Genomic DNA, 20,570 nt, shown 5'->3' on the forward strand with positions numbered 1-20,570 from the left:
TGGAACGCTATATTTTGTATAGCAACCAGCGCTTTATTCATACGCGGTCGGTATCTAATTTATTCAAAATGGCTTGCACGCGGGCTTCGGGCAGGTTCTTCTGCATCAACTGCAGCAGACCATCGCCCTGCACCATGGGGCGCAGCACTTCAGCTTCGGCTTCGTAGAACTTGGCATCCCACTCCGCCATCACCTGGTTGAATTCCTCGTCTTCCATGGTCTTGCACTTGGCCACGATGGTGACCAGAGGCAAGGCCTTGTTGTCGAGGAAGGATTTCTTGTAGGGCTTTTGCTGCCAGCGCGCCATGAACCATTCCTTGTGGTCTGGCGACAACGTCATGATGCGCTTGCTGATGGCTTTTTCTAGCGTTGCGACTGGAAAAGAAAACAGTTTCATGGCAGCAAAATCCCTCTCTTATTCAAAATGATCAGGCCCGGCTGATTGCCTTTTTATGCCCGTGTTTACACATTCTTGTGCTTGCGCATGAGGTTCACAAAACGGTCGAACAGGTACGACACATCATGTGGCCCCGGAGATGCTTCTGGGTGACCCTGGAAGCAGAAAGCAGGCTTGTCGGTACGCTCCATGCCCTGCAAGGTGCCATCAAACAAGCTGACATGCGTGGCGCGGGTGTTGGCGGGCAAGCTGGCTACATCGACCGCAAAGCCATGGTTCTGGCTGGTGATGCAGACGCGGCCGCTGTCCAGATCCTTGACCGGATGGTTGGCGCCATGGTGGCTGTTCTGCATCTTGAAGGTCTTGGCACCCACTGCCAGGGCCATGATCTGGTGGCCCAGGCAGATACCGAACGTGGGGACGCCACTGTCCATGATCTCGCGCGCGGCCACGATGGCGTAATCGCAGGGCTCTGGGTCACCGGGGCCGTTGGACAGGAAGACACCGTCGGGCTGGTACTTGAGCACGTCGGCGGCAGAGGTCTGGGCAGGCACCACGGTCACACGGCAGCCGCGCTCGGCCAGCATGCGCAGGATGTTGCTCTTGACGCCGTAATCGTAGGCCACCACATGGAATTCATGGCTCTGCAGCTTGCCGTACCCCGGCGTGCCATCGGCACGGGCCAGTTGCCATTCGGTCTGCGTCCACTCGTAGGCCTCGGCAACACTCACCACCTTGGCCAGATCCAGGCCTTTCATGCTGGGCGCGGCCTTGGCTGCGGCAATGGCTTCGTCAATACGTGCCTGCGATACGGCTTCGCCCTCCGCCAGGCCCATGATGGCGCCATTCTGTGCGCCCTTGTCGCGCAGCAGGCGTGTGAGCTTGCGGGTGTCGATGTTGGCGATGGAAACGGTCTTGGTGCGCTTGAGGTAGGCAGACAGCGTTTCGGTGCTGCGGAAGTTGCTGGCCAGGAGTGGCAGATTCTTGATGATCAAGCCTGCAGCATAGACTTTGTCGGACTCAATATCCTCAGCGTTGATCCCGTAGTTGCCGATGTGCGGATACGTGAGCGTCACGATCTGCTGGCAGTAGCTGGGGTCGGTAAGGATTTCCTGGTAACCGGTCATGGCGGTGTTGAACACCACCTCACCGGTCGTGGTGCCTTGCGCACCAATCGAGTTGCCAATAAAGACCGTGCCGTCTGCGAGCGCCAGGATGGCGGGGGGAAACGCGCCCTGTTGAGACAAAAACACTGGGTTCTCCGGATGGTTACGGGTCGCCCGGAGCCTTCGGCGGATCTTTGATCCGCCAATGAAGACTGTGCTTATGAGAGATTGCTTTGAGTGCAGCCGGGCGACGTGATTACTTGAAAGCCACCCATTGTAGCGTGGAAGCTGCATCCTGAGTCAGCAGAGGTGCCGATTGCAGGGGTTTTCGGGCAAAAATTACACACTCTGCGCAGTTTTTAACCTACACATTGCGTATACATCGTAACTTTAAAACGCAAAGCGCATATCCGATGCTTGATGCATTATTTTGCGCGCGCAGCGGCGCTCGCATGCAGGCAAATGGCTGCGGCAGCACCCACGTTCAGCGATTCCTCACCACCAGGCTGCGTGATGCGGATGTGCTGATGAGCGCCTTGCTGCAGCGCGACAGACACTCCCTGCCCTTCATGGCCCATCACCCAGGTGCATGGCCAAGGCAAGGCAGCCTTGTGCAGCCAATCACCCTGGTGAGAACTGGTGACCAGCAACGGCTGCTGCAGCGCCAACACATCCTCGACGGAAGCGTTTTCCACCAGATGCAGCGCAAAATGCGCCCCCATGCCTGCGCGCAGCACCTTGGCACCCCACAGCGCCGCACTGCCCTTGATGGCAATCACCTGACCAAAGCCGAAGGCCGAAGCACTGCGCAGGATGGAGCCCACATTGCCTGCATCCTGCACCCGGTCGAGCACGACAGCTGCCTTGCCATGCACTGCAGAAACAGCCTCTGCTGGCAAATCCATCAGAAACCCAAAGGGTGCAGGCGATGGCAGCGGCGACAGGCCGGCATACAAGGCGTCTTCGATGACTATGTTTTTAGGAGCAGCTCGCGTATATTCAACGGGCGCTGTCTGCCAGAATTTCTCGGAAAAGACTGCCACGGAGGGCTGCTTGCCGCGTGCCAGTGCCGCACGGCACAAATGATCGCCTTCAATCCAGACCCTGCCCTGCTTGCGATAGGCTGCACCGTCATCCATCAAGCGGCGCAGTTCCTTGACGAGCGCATTGTCGCGGGACTGGATGTAAGTTGCCTGTTTGTCAGTATGCACAGCTCTTCCTTTGACCCGGCAAGCCGGCAGGCTCGCTCAGGCACGTATTCATTTGGCCAGACCGCTGGCACCTTGTTTCATAGCCAATACCTGAGCCACCGGCGCAAAGGTGCGGCGGTGCTCGGGGCATGCACCATAGGCATGCAAGGCAGCCAAGTGCAAAGCTGTGCCATAGCCCTTATGCGCAGCAAAGCCATATTGCGGATGGGCGCGATCAATCTCTTCGCACCAGCGGTCACGATGCACCTTCGCCAGAATGGATGCCGCCGAAATCGCAGGTACCAGTGCATCGCCTTTGACAATGGCCTCTGCTGGAACATCGAGTTGAGGCAGCCGGTTGCCATCCACTAGAACGCACACGGGCTTGAGCCGCAACCCAAGAACCGCGCGTTGCATGGCCAGCATGGTGGCCTGCAGGATGTTGAGGGCATCCACCTCTTCCACCGTGGCCAGAGCAATTGAGCAGCACAAGGCCTTGGCGCGGATTTCGTCGTAGAGCTTTTCGCGCTTGAGTGCCGTCAATTTCTTGGAGTCTGCCAATCCTTCAATCGGTGAGCGCTCGTCCAAAATGACTGCGGCAGCCACCACCGGCCCGGCAAGCGGCCCTCGCCCAGCTTCATCCACCCCCGCAACCAGGCCTGGCGGATGCCATGGCAAAGGAGCCTGGTCAGGCAGCAAGTATTTTCTGGATGGCATCGGTGGCAAGCTTCGGTGTATCCCTGCGCAATTCTAGGTGCAGGTCGTAAAAACGCTGCTCCAGCAAAGCGAGTCGTGACGGATCGCGCACAGGCGCCTCCAGCCACTGCGCAACCGCATCGGCCAGTGCCTGCGGCGTCGCTGCATCTTGCAGCAACTCGGGCACCACGAAATCTTGGCACAGAATATTGGGCAAGCCCACCCAGGGCTGCAATTGCTTGCGCTTCATCAGCCGCCAGCTGATGGGGTGCATGTGGTAGCTGATGACCATCGGGCGCTTGAAAAGCGCCGCTTCCAAGGTGGCAGTGCCGCTGGCAATCAGGGTGCAGTTGCAGGCTTCCAGCGCCAGGTGCGACTGGCCATCAAGAATCTTGATGCGATCCAATATCCCGCACTCAGCAGCCAGTGCATCAATACGCGCACGCAAAGCCGGAACAGCAGGGACCAGGATTGTAAGCGAAGGGCGTGCTCGCAAAAGCATAGCCGCCGCCTGAAAAAACGGCTTGGCGATGTAGCCGACTTCCGATGCCCGGCTGCCTGGCAGCACCGCCAGAACTTCGCCCTCTTCGGCAAGCCCGAGCTTGCGACGGGCCGCACCGCGATCAGGCTCAACCGGAATCACATTGGCCAGCGGGTGCCCCACATAGGTTGCCGCAATACCGTGCTGCGCGAGCAAGGCCGGCTCGAATGGAAAGATGCAGAGCACATGGTCTGCTGCGCGACGGATCTTCTCCACCCGCTCAGGCCGCCAGGCCCAAATGGAAGGGCAGACGAAGTGCACGGTCTTGATGCCATTCGCGCGCAAGCGCTCTTCAACGTCCAGATTGAAGTCGGGTGCGTCGATTCCCATGAACAGCTGTGGCTTCTGGGCCGTCAGGCGCTGCACCAGTTGCTTGCGGATGCGCAGGATTCCCCAGATGCGCCTGATCAATTCGGCGCTATAGCCATGCACGGCAAGGCGCTCGCTCGGCCACCAGGCATCAAAACCATGGGCCACCATTCGCGGACCGCCGATACCAGCGGCATGGAGATCGGGAAAATCGGCCTGCAGACCTTGGAGCACCAGGCTCGCCAACAGGTCACCAGAGGTTTCCCCGGCGACCATGGCCAGAAATGGATGAGACGGAGCTTGCATGGCAGCCTTGCGCTCTAGCGCACAATGCCGCGCGTCGATTGCGCCAAAAAGTCGAGCATCAGTTGCACATCGGCCTGCGCCTCAGGCTCGCAACTGCCATGCAGATTCTGCAAGGCGTCCACGGCGGCCTGCAAGGTCAGGCCGCTGCGGTACAAGACCCGATAGACCTGCTTGATGACGGCCAGGCGCTCGGCACTGAAACCACGGCGGCGCAATCCTTCCAGATTCAGCCCGCGTACAGCCAGCGGATGACCATCCACCATGGTGAAGGGCGGCACATCCTGGCTGATATGGCTGGCAAAGCCCGCCATCACATGAGCGCCGACCTTGCTGAACTGGTGCACACCGGTCAGCCCGCCAATGATGGCCCAGTCTGCCACCTGCACATGGCCTGCCAGCGTTGCATTGTTGGCGAGGATGGTGTTGTTCCCCACCTGGCAATCATGGGCGATATGCACATAGGCCATGATCCAGTTGTCATCGCCGATGCGGGTCACACCCTGGTCCTGCATGGTGCCCGTGTTGAAGGTGCAGAACTCTCGGATGGTATTGCGGTTGCCGATTTCCAGGCGGGTGGGCTCACCCGCATATTTCTTGTCCTGCGGTGCACCGCCCAGGGCTGCATGCGAATGGACCTGGTTCGACTCACCGATAGTGGTGATGCCATCGATCACGCAATGGGCGCCAATGCTGGTGTGGGCGCCGATACGTACCTGCGGGCCGATAACAGCATACGGCCCAACCGTCACCGTAGGGTGAAGCTGGGCCGCAGAGTCAACAATCGCGGTGGGATGAATGGAACTGACAGCCGTCATCGACGGTCATTCCACGTGACGCATGGTGCACATCAGCTCGGCTTCGGCAGCCACTTCACCGTCCACGCTGGCGACGCCCTTGAACTTCCAGATACCGCCGCGTACGCGGTCGATCGTGATTTCCAGCACGAGCTGGTCCCCAGGCACAACCGGCCGCTTGAAACGCGCCGAGTCGATACCGACAAAGTAGTAGATATTGTTCTCGTCAGGAACCTGCCCCATGGCGTCGAACGCCAGCAGGCCTGCAGCCTGTGCCAGGGCTTCGAGGATCAGCACGCCGGGCATGACAGGGCGGCCAGGAAAATGGCCAGTGAAAAACGGCTCGTTGAACGTGACGTTCTTGATCGCCCTGATGCGGGTGTTGCGCTCCAGCTCCTGCACACGATCCACCAGCAAAAATGGGTAGCGGTGGGGCAGTTGCTTGAGAATTCCTTGAATATCCATCATAGTGAACTCGGCTTAGCCGTTTTTCTGTGTTTGCTCCAAGGCCTTGATGCGGTCCCTCAATGCATGGAGATGTTTTAAGGTGGCGGCGTTCTTTTCCCAGCGGCCATTGTCGTCGATAGGGAAGAAACCGGTGTAGTGCCCTGGCTGCTTGATTGAGCGGCTGACCACGGTCGCCGCCGAAATATGCACATTGTCTGCGATTTCGAGGTGACCCAGGATCATTCCAGCCCCTCCGATCGTGCATTGGCGCCCGATCTTGGCGCTTCCTGCAATGCCGACGCAGCCCGCCATGGCCGAATTCTCGCCAATCTCGACGTTATGGCCTATCTGCACCTGGTTGTCGATCTTCACACCGTTCGCAATCACCGTGTCTTGCAACGCACCACGGTCAATGCAGGTGTTGGCGCCGATTTCCACATCGTCACCGATCCGCACGCCACCCAGTTGCTCGATCTTGACCCAGCGCCCCTTGTCGTTGGCAAAGCCAAAGCCATCGCCGCCGATGACTGCGCCGGGCTGCACCAGCACACGGCAGCCAAGCACGCAGCCAGCGCCCACGGTCACTCGTGAGGTCAATACCGTCTCTTCGCCAATCACGGCACCACTGGCCACATGGCACAGCGGCCCAATGGACGCCGTTGGATGCACCTGGGCGCCCTCTTCCACCACAGCAGAGGGATGCACGCCAGCGGGCGCGGGCCTGAGCTGGTGATGCCTGCGCCACAACTGGGTCAGCCGGGCAAAGAACAGGTAGGGATCATCCACCACCAGATAGGCACCAGGGCGCTTGCGCGCCTCTTCTTCCATACGTGGGCCAACTGCCACGCAGCCTGCACGCGATGCCTGCATTTGCAGGTGCAGCTTGGGGTTACTCAGAAAACCGATGTCCTGCGGGCCCGCATCTTCCAGCGAGGCAATGGCATCGATCTGCAGATGTCGGTCACCATTTTCCAGGCGTCCGCCCAGGGCATCAACAATCTGTCCCAGCTGCAAGCTCACACCGCCCCCTGCTTACTTGGCAGCAGGAGCGCCGTTCAAGGCCTTGAGAACCTTTTCGGTGATGTCGTACTTGGGATTGATATAGACCGCCTCTTGCAGCACCACATCATACTTTTCCTGCTCGGCAACCTGCTTGACAACCTTGTTGGCGCGCTCCAGCACGGCAGCCAGCTCTTCGCTCTTGCGGGCGCCCAGGTCTTCCTGGAACTCACGACGCTTGCGCTGGAATTCACGGTCTTGATCCACCAACTGGCGCTGGCGCGTCACGCGCTGGCTCTCGGACATGGTGGGCGCTTCGCGTTCGAACTTCTCACCGGCAGCCTTGAGGGAATTGCCTTGATCAAGCAGTTCTTTTTCGCGCTTGGAGAACTCGGCTTCCAGCTTGGTCTGCGCTGCCTTGGCGGCATTGGCTTCGCGGAAGATGCGGTCCGTGTTCACAAAACCAGCTTTGAACTCTTGGGCCTGTGCTGCAGCGCCAAACGACAGGGCAGCTGCCAACACAACCAACGGAAAGGGACGAGAAAGGGTTTTCATTAGAAGGATGTTCCGATTTGGAATTGCAATTTCTGGATTTTATCGCCGGTAAATTTACGCACCGGTTGAGCATACGCCAATCGCAGCGGCCCCAGTGGGGAAATCCAGCTCAATCCGATACCAGCAGATGCACGCATTTCATTCAGTTTCAGATCTTGTTCATCACCCCAGACGTTGCCGGCGTCCACGAATGCGAACCAACGGAAGGTGCGGTCATTGCCGGTACCAGGCATGGGGCCGATGAACTCTGCGTTCAAGGTGACCTTCTTCGGACCACCCAAGGTGGCGCCCGTCACGTCACGCGGACCCAGCGTATTTTGCTCGAAGCCGCGCACTGAGCCCAGGCCACCGGAGAAGTAGTTCTTGAACACAGGGAACGCCTTGCCGCCCATGCCCTTGCCCCAGCCCACCTCGCCATTGAGCGCAATCGTGTAGCGCTTGTTCAGAGGCAGGTACTGCTGGATCTGGTAATTGGCCTTGAGATAGCGGGCATCACCGAACAGCGACCATTCGGAATTGAGCTTCTGGAAACGTCCCGAGTTTGGCGCCAGAGCGCTGTCACGGCTATCGCGCGACCACCCCACCGTCAGCGGGAAGTTCAGGCTGGTATTGCCATAGCGCATGGCGTAATCCAGGTAGGCAGCGGGCATGTTGGTGCCCAGCTTGATCTTGGTGTGTTCCAGACCGCCACCCACGTATACCGTGTCGGATTCGCTGAAAGGAATACCAAAACGCACGCTGCCACCCGTCGTCACGATCTGGTAATTGCCACCCTGCTCGTCATACGGGCGGTCGGTGCGGTAGTACAGGTCGTAGGTACGCGAGATACCGTCCTTGGTGAAGTACGGATCGGTGGTGCTCACCACCAGGGTTCGGTGGAACTTGCTGGTGTTGACGTCCACGCCCAGGTAATTGCCGGAACCAAACACGTTTTCCTGCTTGATACCGAAGGTGAGCGAGACCTTTTCGGCGCTGGAGTAGCCAGCACCCAACTGCAGCGAGCCGGTCGGCTTTTCCTGCACGGTCATGTTCACGTCCACCTGGTCCGGCGCGCCGGGCACTTCCTGGGTGTCGACCGAGACATCGTTGAAGAAGCCCAGGCGGTCCACGCGGTCACGCGAGAGCTTGATCTTGTCCGAGTCGTACCACGAGGCTTCGTACTGGCGGATTTCGCGGCGTACCACTTCATCACGGGTGCGGTTGTTGCCTGCAATGTTCACACGGCGCACATAGGCACGGCGCGATGGTTCTGCCTTCAGCACCAACTCGACTCGGTTGTTTTCGCGATCGATCTCCGGCACCGCTTCAACGCGTGCAAACGCATAGCCAAAGCTACCAAAGTGGTCGGTGAAACGCTTGGTGGTCTCGGTCACGCGGTCGGCGTTGTAGGGTTCGCCGGGCTTGATGGACACCAGCGATTTGAACTCATCGTCGCGGTCCAGGTAATTGCCTTCCAGCTTGACGCCGGAGACCACAAACTTGGGGCCTTCATGCACCTGCAGGTTGATCGAGATGCGCTCCTTGTCCGGCGAGATCGACACTTCGGTCGAGTCGATGCGGAACTCCAGGTATCCACGCGACAGATAGAACGACTTCAGCGTTTCCAGATCGGCGTTGAACTTGGAGCTGGAATAGCGGTCGCTCTTGGTATACCAGCTGAGCCAGCCACCGGTATCCTGGTCGAACAGATCCGTCAGCGTCGATTCCTTGAAATCGCGGTTACCCGAAATGTGGATTTCCTTGATCTTGGCAGCTTCGCCCTCGGTCACCGTGAATGTCAGGTTGACGCGGTTGCGCTCGATCGGCGTCACCGTGGTCACAACATCCGCGGCGTACATGCTCTTGTTGATGTACTGGCGCTTGAGTTCCTGCTCGGCGCGGTCGGTCAAGGCCTTGTCGTACGGGCGCCCTTCTGTCAGGCCCACATCACGCATGGCTTTTTTCATCGCGTCCTTGTCAAATTCCTTGGTACCCAGGAAATCGACGTTCGCAATCGTGGGACGCTCTTCCACCACGACCACGAGAACGCTGCCGTTGGCTTCCAGGCGCACATCCTTGAAAAGGCCGAGCGCAAACAACGAACGAATGGCTGCCGAGCCTTTTTCGTCGTTGTAGTCATCTCCCACATGCAGGGGCATGGAGGCAAAAATGGTTCCAGGCTCCACACGTTGCAGGCCTTCGACGCGAATATCCTGAATGGTGAATGGGTCCAGCGCCCAAGACAGCTTGGCAATCAGCATCAGCGCAGCCGCGGCAGTGGTCTTGCGAAGAAGCGATGTAGGAATGGAATATGTCATTTGTGATAGCAACAAGAGCCGCCCATTATGCAGTAGAGCCGCGAATTTCAGCCCAATAGCCGAGACAAATCGTTAAAGAACGCAATGCACATCATGAGCAGCAGGACAGCGACACCGCCTTTTTGCAAGCGCTCCAGCCATTGCGCAGTAGGTGGCTTGCCGGTGATGGCTTCCCAAAGATAATACATCAGGTGTCCGCCATCCAGAACGGGCAGCGGCAGCAGGTTCAGCACACCCAGGCTGACACTGATCAATGCCAGAAAGGCAATGTATTGCGTCAAACCGATCTGCGCAGACTTGCCTGCGTATTCGGCAATCGTCAATGGACCGCTGATGTTCTGCAGCGATGCCTGACCGATGACCATCTTGCCCATCATCTTGATGGTGAGCGCAGAAACCTCCCAGGTTTTCTGCACGCCTTTGGCAAAACCTTCCCAAGGCCCGTAGTGCACATTCACCATGGCGACGGGCGCTCCGATGTAAGCGCCCAGGCGGCCAATCCGGGCGCCACCGTCTTCACTCTGAACCAGTTGCACCGGGACATGGATCTGCGCACCATCACGCAAGACCAACCAGTCCTGCAAGGTAGGTACCTGATCCTTACCCGAGGCACGAATCATGCTGCGCAGTTGACCACCATCTCCAACGGCCACCCCATCAATCGCCAGCACCTTGTCGCCCTTGCGCAGTTGCGATTTCTCTGCGGCACTGCCAGGCTCCAGATCGCCCAGCACCGCCTCGGTCCACGGATGGGTCAGGCCAATCTTTTCGAGCAGTTTGGCGTCCGCGTCCGCAGCATCCAGGCGAGACAGAGGCAGCCGGTACTCACGCTGCGCACCACCAGCGCGTGGCGCAACGCCCGACCCCATACCCGGCACAATGCCCAGCACTACATCCTTGCCGTTCAGCGCCGCCTGGGCCACAAACCAACGCAGATCTTCCAGCGAGCGCACAGGCTGCTGCTCTTCACCATCCAGAGCCATCGCCACAACCTTTTCGCCGCCTTGCACGCCCGCCTGCGCCAGCAAGCTGGCAGGAGGTGGTGCACCAACGATGGCAGCTGGCTCACGCCCCCCCATCCAGTTGACACATGCATACAAAACGATGGCCAGCAGCAGGTTAGCCAGAGGCCCTGCGGCAACAATGGCGGCACGCGAGCGCAGCGGCTGCGTGTTGAAAGCGAGGTGACGCTCTTCGGCGGCCACAGGCGCTTCGCGCTCATCCAGCATCCGCACATAGCCACCCAGGGGGATAGCACCAATGACAAATTCGGTATCAGCGCCCTTCTTCTGCCAGCGCAGCAAAGGCTTGCCAAAGCCGATGGAAAAACGCAGCACCTTCACGCCGCAGGCGACTGCCACCCGGTAGTGGCCGTACTCATGCACGGCAATCAGAATGGCCAGTGCAACGACAAATGCAACAACGGTCAACATTGCTCAAGTCCTTGCTGTCAAAGTATAAAAATCATAGCTTGCTGCGCAACCCTTTACTCCATTCCAGGCATAAAACATATTGAAACCTGGAGATATCAAGCGCAAGCTGCTCTCTTTTTTATAGAGACGACTTCAGTCTCGTCGGGCATTCTCGCTCATGCCGCGCAAGCGGTGATGACACCTTCAGCGTAGGAGCGCACTTCAGCATCCAGCGCCAGCAAGCTCTCCACGCAATCGGGCGACTGCGGCTGCATGCCTTCCAGCACCTGCGCGTTGACATGGTAGATCTGGTCGAAACGCATGCGTCCACCCAGAAACGCAGCAACCGCCACTTCATTGGCAGCGTTCAATACGGTAGTCGTGCCCTCTGGAGCCCGCAATGCCTGCCATGACAGGTGCAGCCCCGGGAAACGCTGCGCGTCCGCCTCCTCGAAGGTGAGCGCTGCCAGCTTCGAGAAATCCAGCGGCGCAGCACCGCTTTCCACGCGCTCGGGCCACGCCAGGCCGCAGGCAATGGGCACACGCATGTCAGGCGTACCCAGTTGCGCCAGGATCGACGCGTCATTGAACTGCACCATCGAATGCACGATCTGCTGCGGATGGATCACCACCTTGATCTGCTCGGGCCGCATGTTGAACAGCCAACGCGCCTCGATCACCTCCAGCGCCTTGTTCATCATCGTGGCCGAATCGATGGAAATCTTTCTGCCCATCGAGAAATTGGGGTGGTTGCATGCCTGCTGCGGGGTCACATCCCGCAGGCTGGAAGGCTCACGGGTGCGAAACGGTCCGCCCGATGCGGTGAGAACGATGTGATCCACTCGTTGCGGCCACACGCTGGCGTCTTCTGGCAGGCACTGAAAAATGGCCGAATGCTCGCTGTCGATCGGCAGCAATGTTGCGCCACCCTGGGCCACTGCATCCATGAAAACCTGGCCGCCAACAACCAGAGCCTCCTTGTTGGCCAGCAGCAGCCGTTTGCCCGCCCGGGCAGCAGCCACCGCAGGCCGCAGGCCAGCCGCACCAACAATGGCAGCCATCACGGCATCGACATCGGGATGAGAGGCAATCTGCTCCAGGGCATCGATCCCGTCCAGCACCTCGGTCCGGCAACCTGCCTGGGCCAGACGATCACGAAGATCCCGGGCATGGAACGCGCTGGTCATCACCGCAAAACGCGGCTTGAACTGCAGGCACTGCGCCAGCAGCAAATCCACCTGGGAATGCGCGCTGAGCGCAAACACCTGATAGAGATCCGGATGGCGCGCAACCACATCCAGAGTATTGGTTCCAATCGAGCCCGTCGATCCGAGGACGGTTACTTGCATGGTCATTGCGGAATTCACTTATCCAAAAATTGCAGCAGCATCATTGCCAGCGGCAGCGTAGGCAGCAGAGCATCAATGCGGTCCAGCACACCACCATGGCCAGGCAGCAGATTGCTGCTGTCCTTCATGCCAGCACTGCGCTTGACCAGGGACTCCACCAGATCGCCCGCCACGCTCATTCCAGCCAGAAACACGCAGGCCACCACCATCAGCCAAGGCGAGAATGCCCACAGGCGCGAATACAGGCTTGGTACTGCTGCACCAAAATGGCGATCCGCCACGCACCACAGCCCTGCCAGAACCAGCACGCCAAGCGCTCCGCCCCACACACCCTCCCAGCTTTTACCGGGACTGATGGCCGGAGCCAGCTTGCTCCGGGTAAAGCGCAGCCCAAAAGCACGGCCTGCAAAATAGGCGCCAATATCAGCCACCCACACCAGCGCAAAGACCGACAGGAGGAAGTTGACTCCGATCCACTTGGCCTGCGCCACCGCAAGCCATGCAGCCCACAGGGCCAGCACGCCGACGACAATCCGGACGGAGCGCGCAATATGCGGCCAACCAGCCACCCCCGCCTTGAGCAGATAGGCGGCCATCAGTACCCACACAGCGCCAGCGGCCAGCCACAGCGCAGGCAAAGCAGCCTGCGTCCAGCCCTGTTGCCAGGCAAGCCCGCATAGCGCTAGACAAGCTGCGGCTACTGCATAGCTCGCCCCCCCCCTCAAGCCATTCAAGCGCGCCCACTCCCAGGCTGCAGCCCCCATGACCAGCAGCATCAGGGCGGCAAATGGCAAAGAGCTGCCTGCAAAAATCGCCGGAATCAATACCAGCAAGAGAACGATGGCGGTGATGACGCGTTGCTTGAGCAAATGGCTTCTCCAGTAAAAAAGCGGTGGCAATCCACCGCTCACGATCACACTGTCACACTGCCTGCACCGGGGAGACTTGTTCGGAAGTCTTGCCGAACCTGCGTTCACGCTGGTTGAACTCGGCAATCGATGCATCCAGAGCCTGTTCATCAAAATCAGGCCACCACTTGTCACTGAAAATCAGTTCCGAGTAGGCCGCCTGCCACAACAGGAAGTTGCTGATGCGCATCTCTCCGCCGGTACGGATCAGCAGATCCGGATCAGGCACATGGGCCAGGGCCATGGCCTGCGCCATGGATGCCTCGGTGATCGCAGCGCCTGCCGCCTGCAGCTTGGCTGCGGCCTGCGCAATATCCCAGCGCCCGCCATAGTTGAAGCAGACGTTGAGCACCATGCGGTCATTGCTGGCGGTGGCCGCTTCCGCCTGAACGAGACCCGCTTGCACCTTGGCGGAAAGCGAAGCTCGCTCCCCCACAAAAAACAGGCGGATGCCATCGCGCGCCAGCGAGGGAACTTCCTTTGCCAGCGCACCGGCCAGCAACTGCATCAGGCCATCGACCTCATCGGTAGGCCGGTTCCAGTTTTCCGACGAAAAGGCAAAGACCGTGAGCACCTTCACACCACGCTCTGCGCATGCCTTGGCGCAGCGGCGCAGCGACTCCACCCCTTGCTTGTGGCCAGCCAGACGTGGCAGAAACCGGCGCTTGGCCCATCGCCCATTGCCATCCATGACGATGGCAATATGGTGCGGAATGACAGCAGACTTCATGCGATACGCACCAAGGCTTAGACCGCCATGATGTCTTTTTCTTTTTCCACCACCAACTGGTCGATCAGCACAATGTGCTTGTCAGTGATCTTCTGCACATCGGCTTCCGAGCGCTTTTGATCGTCTTCCGACGCTTCCTTGTCTTTGACCAGCTTCTTGACGCCTTCATTGGCATCACGACGCAGGTTGCGCACAGCGATCTTGGCGTTTTCGCCTTCAGCCTTGACCAGCTTGGTCATTTCCTTGCGGCGCTCTTCGCTCATCGGAGGCATGGGAACGCGGATCAGGTCACCCATGGCAGCAGGGTTGAGGCCCAACTCGCTTTCGCGGATGGCCTTTTCGATTTTCGCCGCCATGTTCTTTTCCCATGGCGTGACGCTGATGGTGCGGCTGTCGATCAAGGCCACATTCGCGACCTGCGACAGGGGCACCATCGAGCCGTAGTAATCGACGTGGATGGTGTCGAGCAGCGCAGGATTGGCGCGGCCAGTGCGGATCTTGGTCAGATTGTTTTTGAAGGCCGCGATCGACTGGTCCATCTTGCCTTCGAGATTCTTCTTGATTTCAGCGATTGTCATTCTCTACTCCTCAATACCGCGCATGTTCAGAACAGCGTACATCCATTACGCGTAAACGAGCGTACCCTCATCCTCACCCATGACCACGCGCTTGAGCGCGCCGCTCTTGACGATCGAGAAGACGCGGATCGGCAGTTTCTGGTCGCGGCACAATGCAAAAGCAGTCGCATCCATGATGCCCAGATTGCGGCCCATGGCCTCGTCAAACGTCAATTGGGTATAGCGGGTGGCCGTTGGATCCTTCATCGGATCTGCGGTGTACACACCATCGACCTTGGTGGCCTTAAGCACCAATTCTGCGCCAATTTCAGCACCACGCAATGCCGCTGCGGTATCAGTGGTGAAAAACGGGTTGCCGGTACCAGCAGCAAACACCACCACCTTGCCTTCTTCCAGATACTGCAGTGCCTTGGGGCGCACATAAGGCTCCACCACCTGCTCGATACCAATGGCCGACATCACCCGCGCCGTCAAGCCCTGCTTGTCCATGGCATCGGCCAGTGCCAGCGCGTTCATTACCGTAGCCAGCATACCCATGTAGTCGGCAGTTGCACGGTCCATGCCGACCGAACCACCCGCCACGCCACGGAAGATATTGCCACCACCGATCACCACCGCCACTTCCACACCCAGGCGAGTGACTTCCGCGATCTCTTCGACCATGCGGACGATGGTGGCACGGTTGATACCGAACGCGTCATCACCCATCAGGGCCTCACCAGAGAGTTTGAGAAGAATGCGCTTGTGGGCTGGGCTGTTGGACATGGTGAAAGCTCCGGAAGGTGGTGGTATGCAAAAACGACAGGTGAAACAAAGGGGCCTAAGCCCCTTTGTCAGGATGATTACTGGCCCTTGGCAGCCGCAACCTGTGCGGCCACTTCAGCGGCGAAGTCATCAACCTTCTTCTCGATGCCTTCACCCACCACGTACAGCGTGAACGAGCTGATCTTGGTGTTGGCAGCCTTGAGCATCTGCTCCACGGTTTGCTTGCCATCAGCGGCCTTCACAAACACCTGGTTGTACAGCGAGACTTCCTTGAGATACTTCTGCACCGAGCCTTCAACCATCTTGGCAGCGATATCTGCTGGCTTGCCCGATTCCTGGGCCTTGGCCAGCGCCACGCTGCGCTCTTTTTCGATCAGGTCGGCAGGCACGTCGTCCGAGCTCAAAGCCACTGGCTTCATCGCAGCCACGTGCATGGCCACATCCTTGGCAGCCTGGGCGTCACCTTCGTACTCGACCATCACGCCGATACGGGTGCCGTGCAGGTACACAGCCAGGTTGCTGCCCGAGAAACGCTTGAAGCGACGGAAGGACATGTTCTCACCGATCTTGCCGATCAGGCCCTTGCGCACGTCTTCCAGCGTAGGGCCAAAGGTGTCCTGCTCGTAAGCCAGGGCGCCCAGTGCTTCCACGTCAGCAGGATTCTTTTCCGTCACCAGCTTGGCCGCTGCGTTGGCCATGGAGATGAAGCTGTCGTTCTTGGACACGAAGTCGGTTTCGCTGTTGACTTCGATCATGGCGCCTTCGTTGCCATTCACGAACGCGGCGATCACGCCTTCTGCAGCAATACGCGAAGCAGCCTTGCCAGCCTTGGTGCCCAGCTTGACGCGCAGCAATTCTTCAGCCTTGGCCATGTCGCCATCAGCCTCGGTGAGTGCCTTCTTGCATTCCATCATGGGCGCGTCGGTCTTAGCGCGCAGTTCTGCCACCATGCTTGCGGTAATTGCCATTTTGATTCTCCGTATTCAGTTCAATTGGATGATTGGAAACGTAGGTAAAAAAAAGGGGGCCAATGAGGAGCCCCGCTTTTCATTCGCGACCCTGAGGGCAGCCCTGTGGATCAAGCAGCGGAATTTTCCACTTCCACAAACTCGTCGCCTTCTTCGCCGGAAACAGCCTTGACCACTTCGGTCACGGCGTTCGCACGGCCTTCCAGGATCGCGTCAGCGATACCGCGGGCGTACAGTTCCACAGCCTTGGCAGAGTCATCGTTACCAGGGATCACATAGTCGATGCCTTCTGGGTTGTGGTTGGTATCCACCACACCGATCAGAGGAATGCCCAGCTTCTTGGCTTCGGCGATTGCAATCTTGTGGTAGCCCACGTCGATCACGAAGATGGCATCAGGCAGAGCGTTCATGTCCTGGATACCGCCGATGTCCTTCTCGAGCTTTTCCAGTTCGCGAGAGAACATCAGCTGTTCCTTCTTGCTCATCGATTCCAGACCGGCTTCCTGCTGAGCCTTCATGTCCTTCAGACGCTTGATCGAGGTCTTCACGGTCTTGAAGTTGGTCAGCATGCCGCCCAGCCAGCGCTGGTCGACATAAGGAACGCCTGCGCGCCGAGCTTCAGCAGCCAGGGTTTCGCGCGCTTGGCGCTTGGTGCCAACCATCAGGATGGTGCCACGGTTTGCCGACAGTTGCTTGACGAACTTCTGGGCTTCCTGGAACAGGGGCAGGCTCTTTTCCAGGTTGATGATGTGAATCTTGTTGCGGCTACCGAAAATGTACTGGCCCATCTTGGGGTTCCAGAAACGGGTTTGGTGGCCAAAGTGGACGCCGGCTTCCAGCATCTCGCGCATCGTAACGGACATAGTCTTCTCCGAAGGTTAGGTCTAAAATCCCGTCCAACAATTGCATGCACCGCAAGCGGCTTAGCAACACCTTGGCGGACGGGTTTGCGATTTGTTTCGCCAAAAACACAGGCACACCATGTGCACGGCATTCGGCAAAACCCTAGGATTCTAGCATATTCCGAGGAAGCGCCGAGAAGCCCGTTCCAAGCCACCCCCTTCGATTGTGAATTTCAATGAACAATCCATCCCCGCTTGATTTGGATGACCCAAAATCTGGGCACAATCTGGTAGTGGAATGCACCAATGTTGCAATTTCTTGCAGCCGGCGCGCATTCTGAGAACGTAGGCACGCTCCCAAAAAAATCGAACCGGCCGGTCTATTGGCATCTATGAAAATTGCAGTCGTTGGTGCAGGCATAGCGGGTATTGCTACCGCTTTTGAACTGATGGAAGCCGGAAACGAGGTCTGCATCTACGAGCAGCACCGTACTGCTGGCGAGGAAGCGAGCTTCGCCCCGTCCGGCCTCATGTGGCCCTGTGTGATCAACCCTTGGGGCGCCACCGCCTTCCAGCACGTTTTGCGCCTGGGGCTGCACCGGCCCGTATTTGCCGAGCTGGACGTCCACGGCAACCTGCTGTCCGCGAGCCGCCGCTGGGCTCGCAAATACCAGTCCATCGCAAAGAAGCACAGCGACACCGAATCCATCGACGCCCTGCAAGCGCTGGAGCTACTGTCCATGCAGCGCCTCCAGCATGCGCAGGAACTGTTCGATATCGAAGCCCAGTTCAATGCCGGCCTGTTGCTGCCGCTGCGCAAGGAGCCCAATGCAGCCGCGCTCTATGAACTGACACGACGCCTTTCGGCCGCGCATGTGGATTACAAGCAGTGCACCGAAGCCGAAGCCCGTGCACTGGAGCCCGGGCTCGCCACGGAGATCCGCATGGCAGGGGCCCTGCACCTGCCCCAAGCCTGGGCCGGCAATGGGCGACTGTTCTCCCAAGGCCTTCTGCAGGCACTGCAAGGCCATGGACTGCAGTTGCTCACGCAACATGCCATCACCCGCATCCAGCCGCAGAACCAGGGAGTGCGCCTGATCACCAGCGCTGGCGAGCACGACCATGACGCCGTGGTTCTGTGTACGGGCGAGCACACCACGCAGTTGCTGCAGGCAGTTGGCATCCGCCTGCCAGCCGCGCCCATCCATGGCTACAGCGCCAGCATCCAGATTGCCGAGCAGTCGCTGGCACCGCGCGGCTCGATCATCGATCTCGAAAACAGCATGGTATTGACCCGGCAAGGCACCCGTCTGCGCATCAGCGGCGGTGCCGAGCTGGGATGGCAGGGCAGTCCAGAGCGCACCGAGGAAGCCCGTCACCAGCTCATCAGCGTGCTGCTCGAATGGTTTCCCGGCAGCATTCAGCGCAGCCAGTCGGTGCTGCAGATCTGGCGTGGCGCTCGCATGACCGTTCCTGACGGCCTGCCGGTGATGGGCGCCGCTGGCGCTCCAGGTGTCTGGATCAACGCAGCGCATGGCGGCTATGGCTGGGGCCTGTCCATGGGCTGCGCCCACCACGTGCGCCAGCTCGTCATGGGGCAAGCGACCTCGGTCGATGCCGCGACCTTTGCACTAGGCCGTTTCGACTGAAGCCTGGACGGGCTCACACCCGACCACCCGGTGCCGCGCTACGATAGTGCATGGCACCCACCACACAAGCTGCCCCTTCCTGCCTTGACGGCAGTTATCCAACGCTACTGAATGCGGAGCAAACTCGCATTGCCGAGCAGGCCCTGGCAGCGCATCTGCCACCCTATACCTTGATGGAGCGTGCTGGCGAAGCCACTGCCCGCCTCGCGCTGGCCCTGGCTCCGCATGCCCGAACCATCTGGCTCGCCTGCGGCCCCGGCAACAACGGCGGTGACGGACTGGAGGCCGCAGTGTATCTGGCTGCTGCAGGCAAGGTCATTCATGTCACCTTGTTGCAGGCAGAAGGCAAGACCCTGCCAGAAGACGCCACACACGCCTTGCAACGTGCCCGCGCAGCCGGGCTGGCCATCAGCAGTGAACTGCCGCCCCACTACGACCTGGCAATCGATGCCCTCTGGGGCATCGGGCTGCGCAGTGGCATGGAACTACAGCCCGGCTCGACCGCCGCGCGCTGCGTGCATGCCCTGCTCCACACCGAAAGCGATGTGCTGAGTGTGGACACGCCGTCCGGCCTGTTGTGCGATACCGGCGCACTGACCCCCGCATTTGCGGCGCTTGCGCCGTCTGCGCCACGGGGGCGGCGCTTTACGCTCAGCATGCTCGGCCTCAAACCAGGGCTGTTCACCCACCAGGGCCGGGATTGGGCAGGCGAAGTCTGGGTCGCGCCATTGCGGGACCGCAGTAATGCTATAAAAATTGACAGCTCTGCGCCCAACAGATATACCTCGGCGACCGATTTGGCATGCAGCACTCCCTCCGCTTACCTGGTGAGCCACAATCGGCAAAGCCCACAGGCGCAGAACACCCACAAAGGCCAGTTTGGCGATGTGGGCGTGCTGGGAGGGGCTCCAGGCATGGAAGGCGCCGCCCTGCTGGCCGCCAGTGCTGCCCTGCACAGCGGAGCAGGCCGCGTGATGCTGCATCTCATTGGCAGCACGGGCGCCCGCCCAAGCACTCTGGCCCCCGACATCATGGTGCGCGGCCTGGATGGGCTGCTGGCCCAGCGCGGCGCGCTGGCCTGCGGGTGCGGCGGCGGCACGGCCATTGCAGCCGTGCTGCCACAGGTTCTGGCGCGCAGCGGGCCTGTGGTGCTGGATGCCGACGCGCTCAACGCCATCGCGGCCTCTCCTGCGCTACAACAGGCACTGGCGGCGCGCACCGCCCTCGGCGCCACCGTGCTGACCCCCCATCCGCTGGAATTGGCTCGGCTGTTGGCCTGCACGACTGCCTCCGTCCAGGCGGACCGGATCAATGCAGCGTGTCGGGCCGCACGGCAATGGCAATGCATCGTGGTACTCAAGGGCAGCGGCACCGTGATTGCCGCGCCTGATGGAAGCTACGCCATCAACCACAGCGGCAATGCCCGACTGGCCATCGGCGGCACCGGCGACGTACTGGCCGGGGGCATCGCCGCACAGCTTGCCGGCCTGGAAAGCGAAGCCGACAAGACCCAGGACCCTGCGTGGCAGCACGCCTGGCAACGGGTTCTGAATGCAGTGTGGCTGCACGGCCATGTGGCAGACACCTGGGATCTGCACCACCCCACACAACCCACGCTGACCGCTTCTCGCTTGGCAGAAGCACTGCCCCGCCAGTCTGGATCTTGAGTTGCGTCAAGCGCTATTGAGAGCCTGAAAAATCATAGCTATCAGCGCCTCCCCCACAATGATTT

20 protein-coding genes are annotated in these 20,570 nt (G+C 59.7%); 2 read left to right on the forward strand and 18 right to left on the reverse strand.

Annotation, left to right across the window (positions count from 1 at the left end; all coding sequences use genetic code 11):
* Window positions 1-37: 37 nt before the first annotated feature.
* From ABIE32_RS08800 to rpsB, 18 genes are all read right to left on the reverse strand, one after another.
* Complete coding sequence (locus ABIE32_RS08800; RefSeq protein ID WP_224149655.1) at window positions 38-397, reverse strand: hypothetical protein; 360 nt, start codon at window positions 395-397, stop codon at window positions 38-40.
* Between the two features lie 65 nt (window positions 398-462).
* Window positions 463-1,650 (reverse strand): glutamine-hydrolyzing carbamoyl-phosphate synthase small subunit, encoded by a 1,188-nt coding sequence (gene carA, locus ABIE32_RS08805; RefSeq protein ID WP_429015328.1) that lies wholly within the window; start codon window positions 1,648-1,650, stop codon window positions 463-465.
* 278 nt (window positions 1,651-1,928) lie between these two features.
* Complete coding sequence (locus tag ABIE32_RS08810) at window positions 1,929-2,714, reverse strand: TrmH family RNA methyltransferase (RefSeq protein ID WP_429015329.1); 786 nt, start codon at window positions 2,712-2,714, stop codon at window positions 1,929-1,931.
* A gap of 48 nt (window positions 2,715-2,762) precedes the next feature.
* On the reverse strand, window positions 2,763-3,410 hold the full coding sequence (gene rnhB, locus ABIE32_RS08815; RefSeq protein ID WP_429015330.1) for a ribonuclease HII: 648 nt from the start codon (window positions 3,408-3,410) through the stop codon (window positions 2,763-2,765).
* Complete coding sequence (lpxB, locus tag ABIE32_RS08820; RefSeq protein WP_429015331.1) at window positions 3,382-4,545, reverse strand: lipid-A-disaccharide synthase; 1,164 nt, start codon at window positions 4,543-4,545, stop codon at window positions 3,382-3,384. Before lpxB ends, rnhB begins: the two co-directional genes overlap by 29 nt.
* 14 nt (window positions 4,546-4,559) lie before the next feature.
* Entirely contained in the window at window positions 4,560-5,360 is an 801-nt protein-coding gene (gene lpxA / locus ABIE32_RS08825; protein WP_224149659.1) for an acyl-ACP--UDP-N-acetylglucosamine O-acyltransferase, read from the reverse strand.
* A 6-nt stretch (window positions 5,361-5,366) separates the two neighbouring features.
* Entirely contained in the window at window positions 5,367-5,807 is a 441-nt protein-coding gene (gene fabZ, locus ABIE32_RS08830) for a 3-hydroxyacyl-ACP dehydratase FabZ (RefSeq protein ID WP_184708138.1), read from the reverse strand.
* Window positions 5,808-5,819: 12 nt separating this feature from the next.
* Complete coding sequence (lpxD, locus tag ABIE32_RS08835; protein ID WP_429015334.1) at window positions 5,820-6,806, reverse strand: UDP-3-O-(3-hydroxymyristoyl)glucosamine N-acyltransferase; 987 nt, start codon at window positions 6,804-6,806, stop codon at window positions 5,820-5,822.
* A gap of 12 nt (window positions 6,807-6,818) precedes the next feature.
* On the reverse strand, window positions 6,819-7,340 hold the full coding sequence (locus ABIE32_RS08840; RefSeq protein ID WP_224149661.1) for an OmpH family outer membrane protein: 522 nt from the start codon (window positions 7,338-7,340) through the stop codon (window positions 6,819-6,821).
* Window positions 7,340-9,580 (reverse strand): outer membrane protein assembly factor BamA, encoded by a 2,241-nt coding sequence (bamA, locus tag ABIE32_RS08845; RefSeq protein WP_377779517.1) that lies wholly within the window; start codon window positions 9,578-9,580, stop codon window positions 7,340-7,342. The genes ABIE32_RS08840 and bamA overlap by 1 nt, the downstream gene beginning before the upstream one ends.
* A gap of 104 nt (window positions 9,581-9,684) precedes the next feature.
* Window positions 9,685-11,070, reverse strand: a complete 1,386-nt coding sequence (gene rseP, locus ABIE32_RS08850) for an RIP metalloprotease RseP (RefSeq protein WP_429015335.1) — start codon at window positions 11,068-11,070, stop codon at window positions 9,685-9,687.
* 155 nt (window positions 11,071-11,225) lie between these two features.
* Window positions 11,226-12,404: a 1-deoxy-D-xylulose-5-phosphate reductoisomerase gene (ispC, locus tag ABIE32_RS08855; RefSeq protein ID WP_429015337.1), complete on the reverse strand. Its 1,179-nt coding sequence runs from the start codon at window positions 12,402-12,404 to the stop codon at window positions 11,226-11,228.
* Between the two features lie 8 nt (window positions 12,405-12,412).
* The gene (locus tag ABIE32_RS08860) at window positions 12,413-13,267 is read right to left on the reverse strand and encodes a phosphatidate cytidylyltransferase (protein ID WP_429015339.1); all 855 of its coding nucleotides are present in this window, start codon (window positions 13,265-13,267) and stop codon (window positions 12,413-12,415) included.
* A 52-nt stretch (window positions 13,268-13,319) separates the two neighbouring features.
* On the reverse strand, window positions 13,320-14,036 hold the full coding sequence (uppS, locus tag ABIE32_RS08865; protein WP_429015340.1) for a polyprenyl diphosphate synthase: 717 nt from the start codon (window positions 14,034-14,036) through the stop codon (window positions 13,320-13,322).
* Window positions 14,037-14,053: 17 nt separating this feature from the next.
* On the reverse strand, window positions 14,054-14,614 hold the full coding sequence (frr, locus tag ABIE32_RS08870; RefSeq protein WP_224149667.1) for a ribosome recycling factor: 561 nt from the start codon (window positions 14,612-14,614) through the stop codon (window positions 14,054-14,056).
* Window positions 14,615-14,659: 45 nt separating this feature from the next.
* Window positions 14,660-15,379, reverse strand: a complete 720-nt coding sequence (pyrH, locus tag ABIE32_RS08875; RefSeq protein ID WP_224149668.1) for a UMP kinase — start codon at window positions 15,377-15,379, stop codon at window positions 14,660-14,662.
* Between the two features lie 77 nt (window positions 15,380-15,456).
* Window positions 15,457-16,347, reverse strand: coding sequence for a translation elongation factor Ts (gene tsf, locus ABIE32_RS08880; protein WP_224149669.1), 891 nt, complete (start codon window positions 16,345-16,347; stop codon window positions 15,457-15,459).
* A 110-nt stretch (window positions 16,348-16,457) separates the two neighbouring features.
* Window positions 16,458-17,210 (reverse strand): 30S ribosomal protein S2, encoded by a 753-nt coding sequence (gene rpsB, locus ABIE32_RS08885; protein ID WP_429015342.1) that lies wholly within the window; start codon window positions 17,208-17,210, stop codon window positions 16,458-16,460.
* A gap of 371 nt (window positions 17,211-17,581) precedes the next feature.
* Here rpsB and ABIE32_RS08890 point away from each other — a divergent pair, with 371 nt between their 5' ends.
* Entirely contained in the window at window positions 17,582-18,838 is a 1,257-nt protein-coding gene (locus ABIE32_RS08890; RefSeq protein WP_429015343.1) for an NAD(P)/FAD-dependent oxidoreductase, read from the forward strand.
* 50 nt (window positions 18,839-18,888) lie between these two features.
* Entirely contained in the window at window positions 18,889-20,505 is a 1,617-nt protein-coding gene (locus ABIE32_RS08895; protein ID WP_429015344.1) for an NAD(P)H-hydrate dehydratase, read from the forward strand.
* Window positions 20,506-20,570: the final 65 nt, after the last annotated feature.

The organism is Comamonas sp. 4034 (genome assembly GCF_050434545.1).
In the GTDB taxonomy this organism is placed as follows: domain Bacteria; phylum Pseudomonadota; class Gammaproteobacteria; order Burkholderiales; family Burkholderiaceae_C; genus Comamonas; species Comamonas odontotermitis.

What these genes read in the sequence shown, in the direction of transcription:
- ABIE32_RS08800 (WP_224149655.1), bottom strand. Translation starts at nt 397, where the DNA reads ATGAAACTGTTTTCTTTTCCAGTCGCAACGCTAGAAAAAGCCATCAGC.
- rnhB (WP_429015330.1), bottom strand. Translation starts at nt 3,410, where the DNA reads ATGCCATCCAGAAAATACTTGCTGCCTGACCAGGCTCCTTTGCCATGG.
- lpxB (WP_429015331.1), bottom strand. Translation starts at nt 4,545, where the DNA reads ATGCAAGCTCCGTCTCATCCATTTCTGGCCATGGTCGCCGGGGAAACC.
- lpxA (WP_224149659.1), bottom strand. Translation starts at nt 5,360, where the DNA reads ATGACGGCTGTCAGTTCCATTCATCCCACCGCGATTGTTGACTCTGCG.
- fabZ (WP_184708138.1), bottom strand. Translation starts at nt 5,807, where the DNA reads ATGATGGATATTCAAGGAATTCTCAAGCAACTGCCCCACCGCTACCCA.
- ABIE32_RS08840 (WP_224149661.1), bottom strand. Translation starts at nt 7,340, where the DNA reads ATGAAAACCCTTTCTCGTCCCTTTCCGTTGGTTGTGTTGGCAGCTGCC.
- bamA (WP_377779517.1), bottom strand. Translation starts at nt 9,580, where the DNA reads ATGCTGATTGCCAAGCTGTCTTGGGCGCTGGACCCATTCACCATTCAG.
- rseP (WP_429015335.1), bottom strand. Translation starts at nt 11,070, where the DNA reads ATGTTGACCGTTGTTGCATTTGTCGTTGCACTGGCCATTCTGATTGCC.
- ispC (WP_429015337.1), bottom strand. Translation starts at nt 12,404, where the DNA reads ATGACCATGCAAGTAACCGTCCTCGGATCGACGGGCTCGATTGGAACC.
- uppS (WP_429015340.1), bottom strand. Translation starts at nt 14,036, where the DNA reads ATGAAGTCTGCTGTCATTCCGCACCATATTGCCATCGTCATGGATGGC.
- frr (WP_224149667.1), bottom strand. Translation starts at nt 14,614, where the DNA reads ATGACAATCGCTGAAATCAAGAAGAATCTCGAAGGCAAGATGGACCAG.
- pyrH (WP_224149668.1), bottom strand. Translation starts at nt 15,379, where the DNA reads ATGTCCAACAGCCCAGCCCACAAGCGCATTCTTCTCAAACTCTCTGGT.
- tsf (WP_224149669.1), bottom strand. Translation starts at nt 16,347, where the DNA reads ATGGCAATTACCGCAAGCATGGTGGCAGAACTGCGCGCTAAGACCGAC.
- rpsB (WP_429015342.1), bottom strand. Translation starts at nt 17,210, where the DNA reads ATGTCCGTTACGATGCGCGAGATGCTGGAAGCCGGCGTCCACTTTGGC.
- ABIE32_RS08890 (WP_429015343.1), top strand. Translation starts at nt 17,582, where the DNA reads ATGAAAATTGCAGTCGTTGGTGCAGGCATAGCGGGTATTGCTACCGCT.
- ABIE32_RS08895 (WP_429015344.1), top strand. Translation starts at nt 18,889, where the DNA reads ATGGCACCCACCACACAAGCTGCCCCTTCCTGCCTTGACGGCAGTTAT.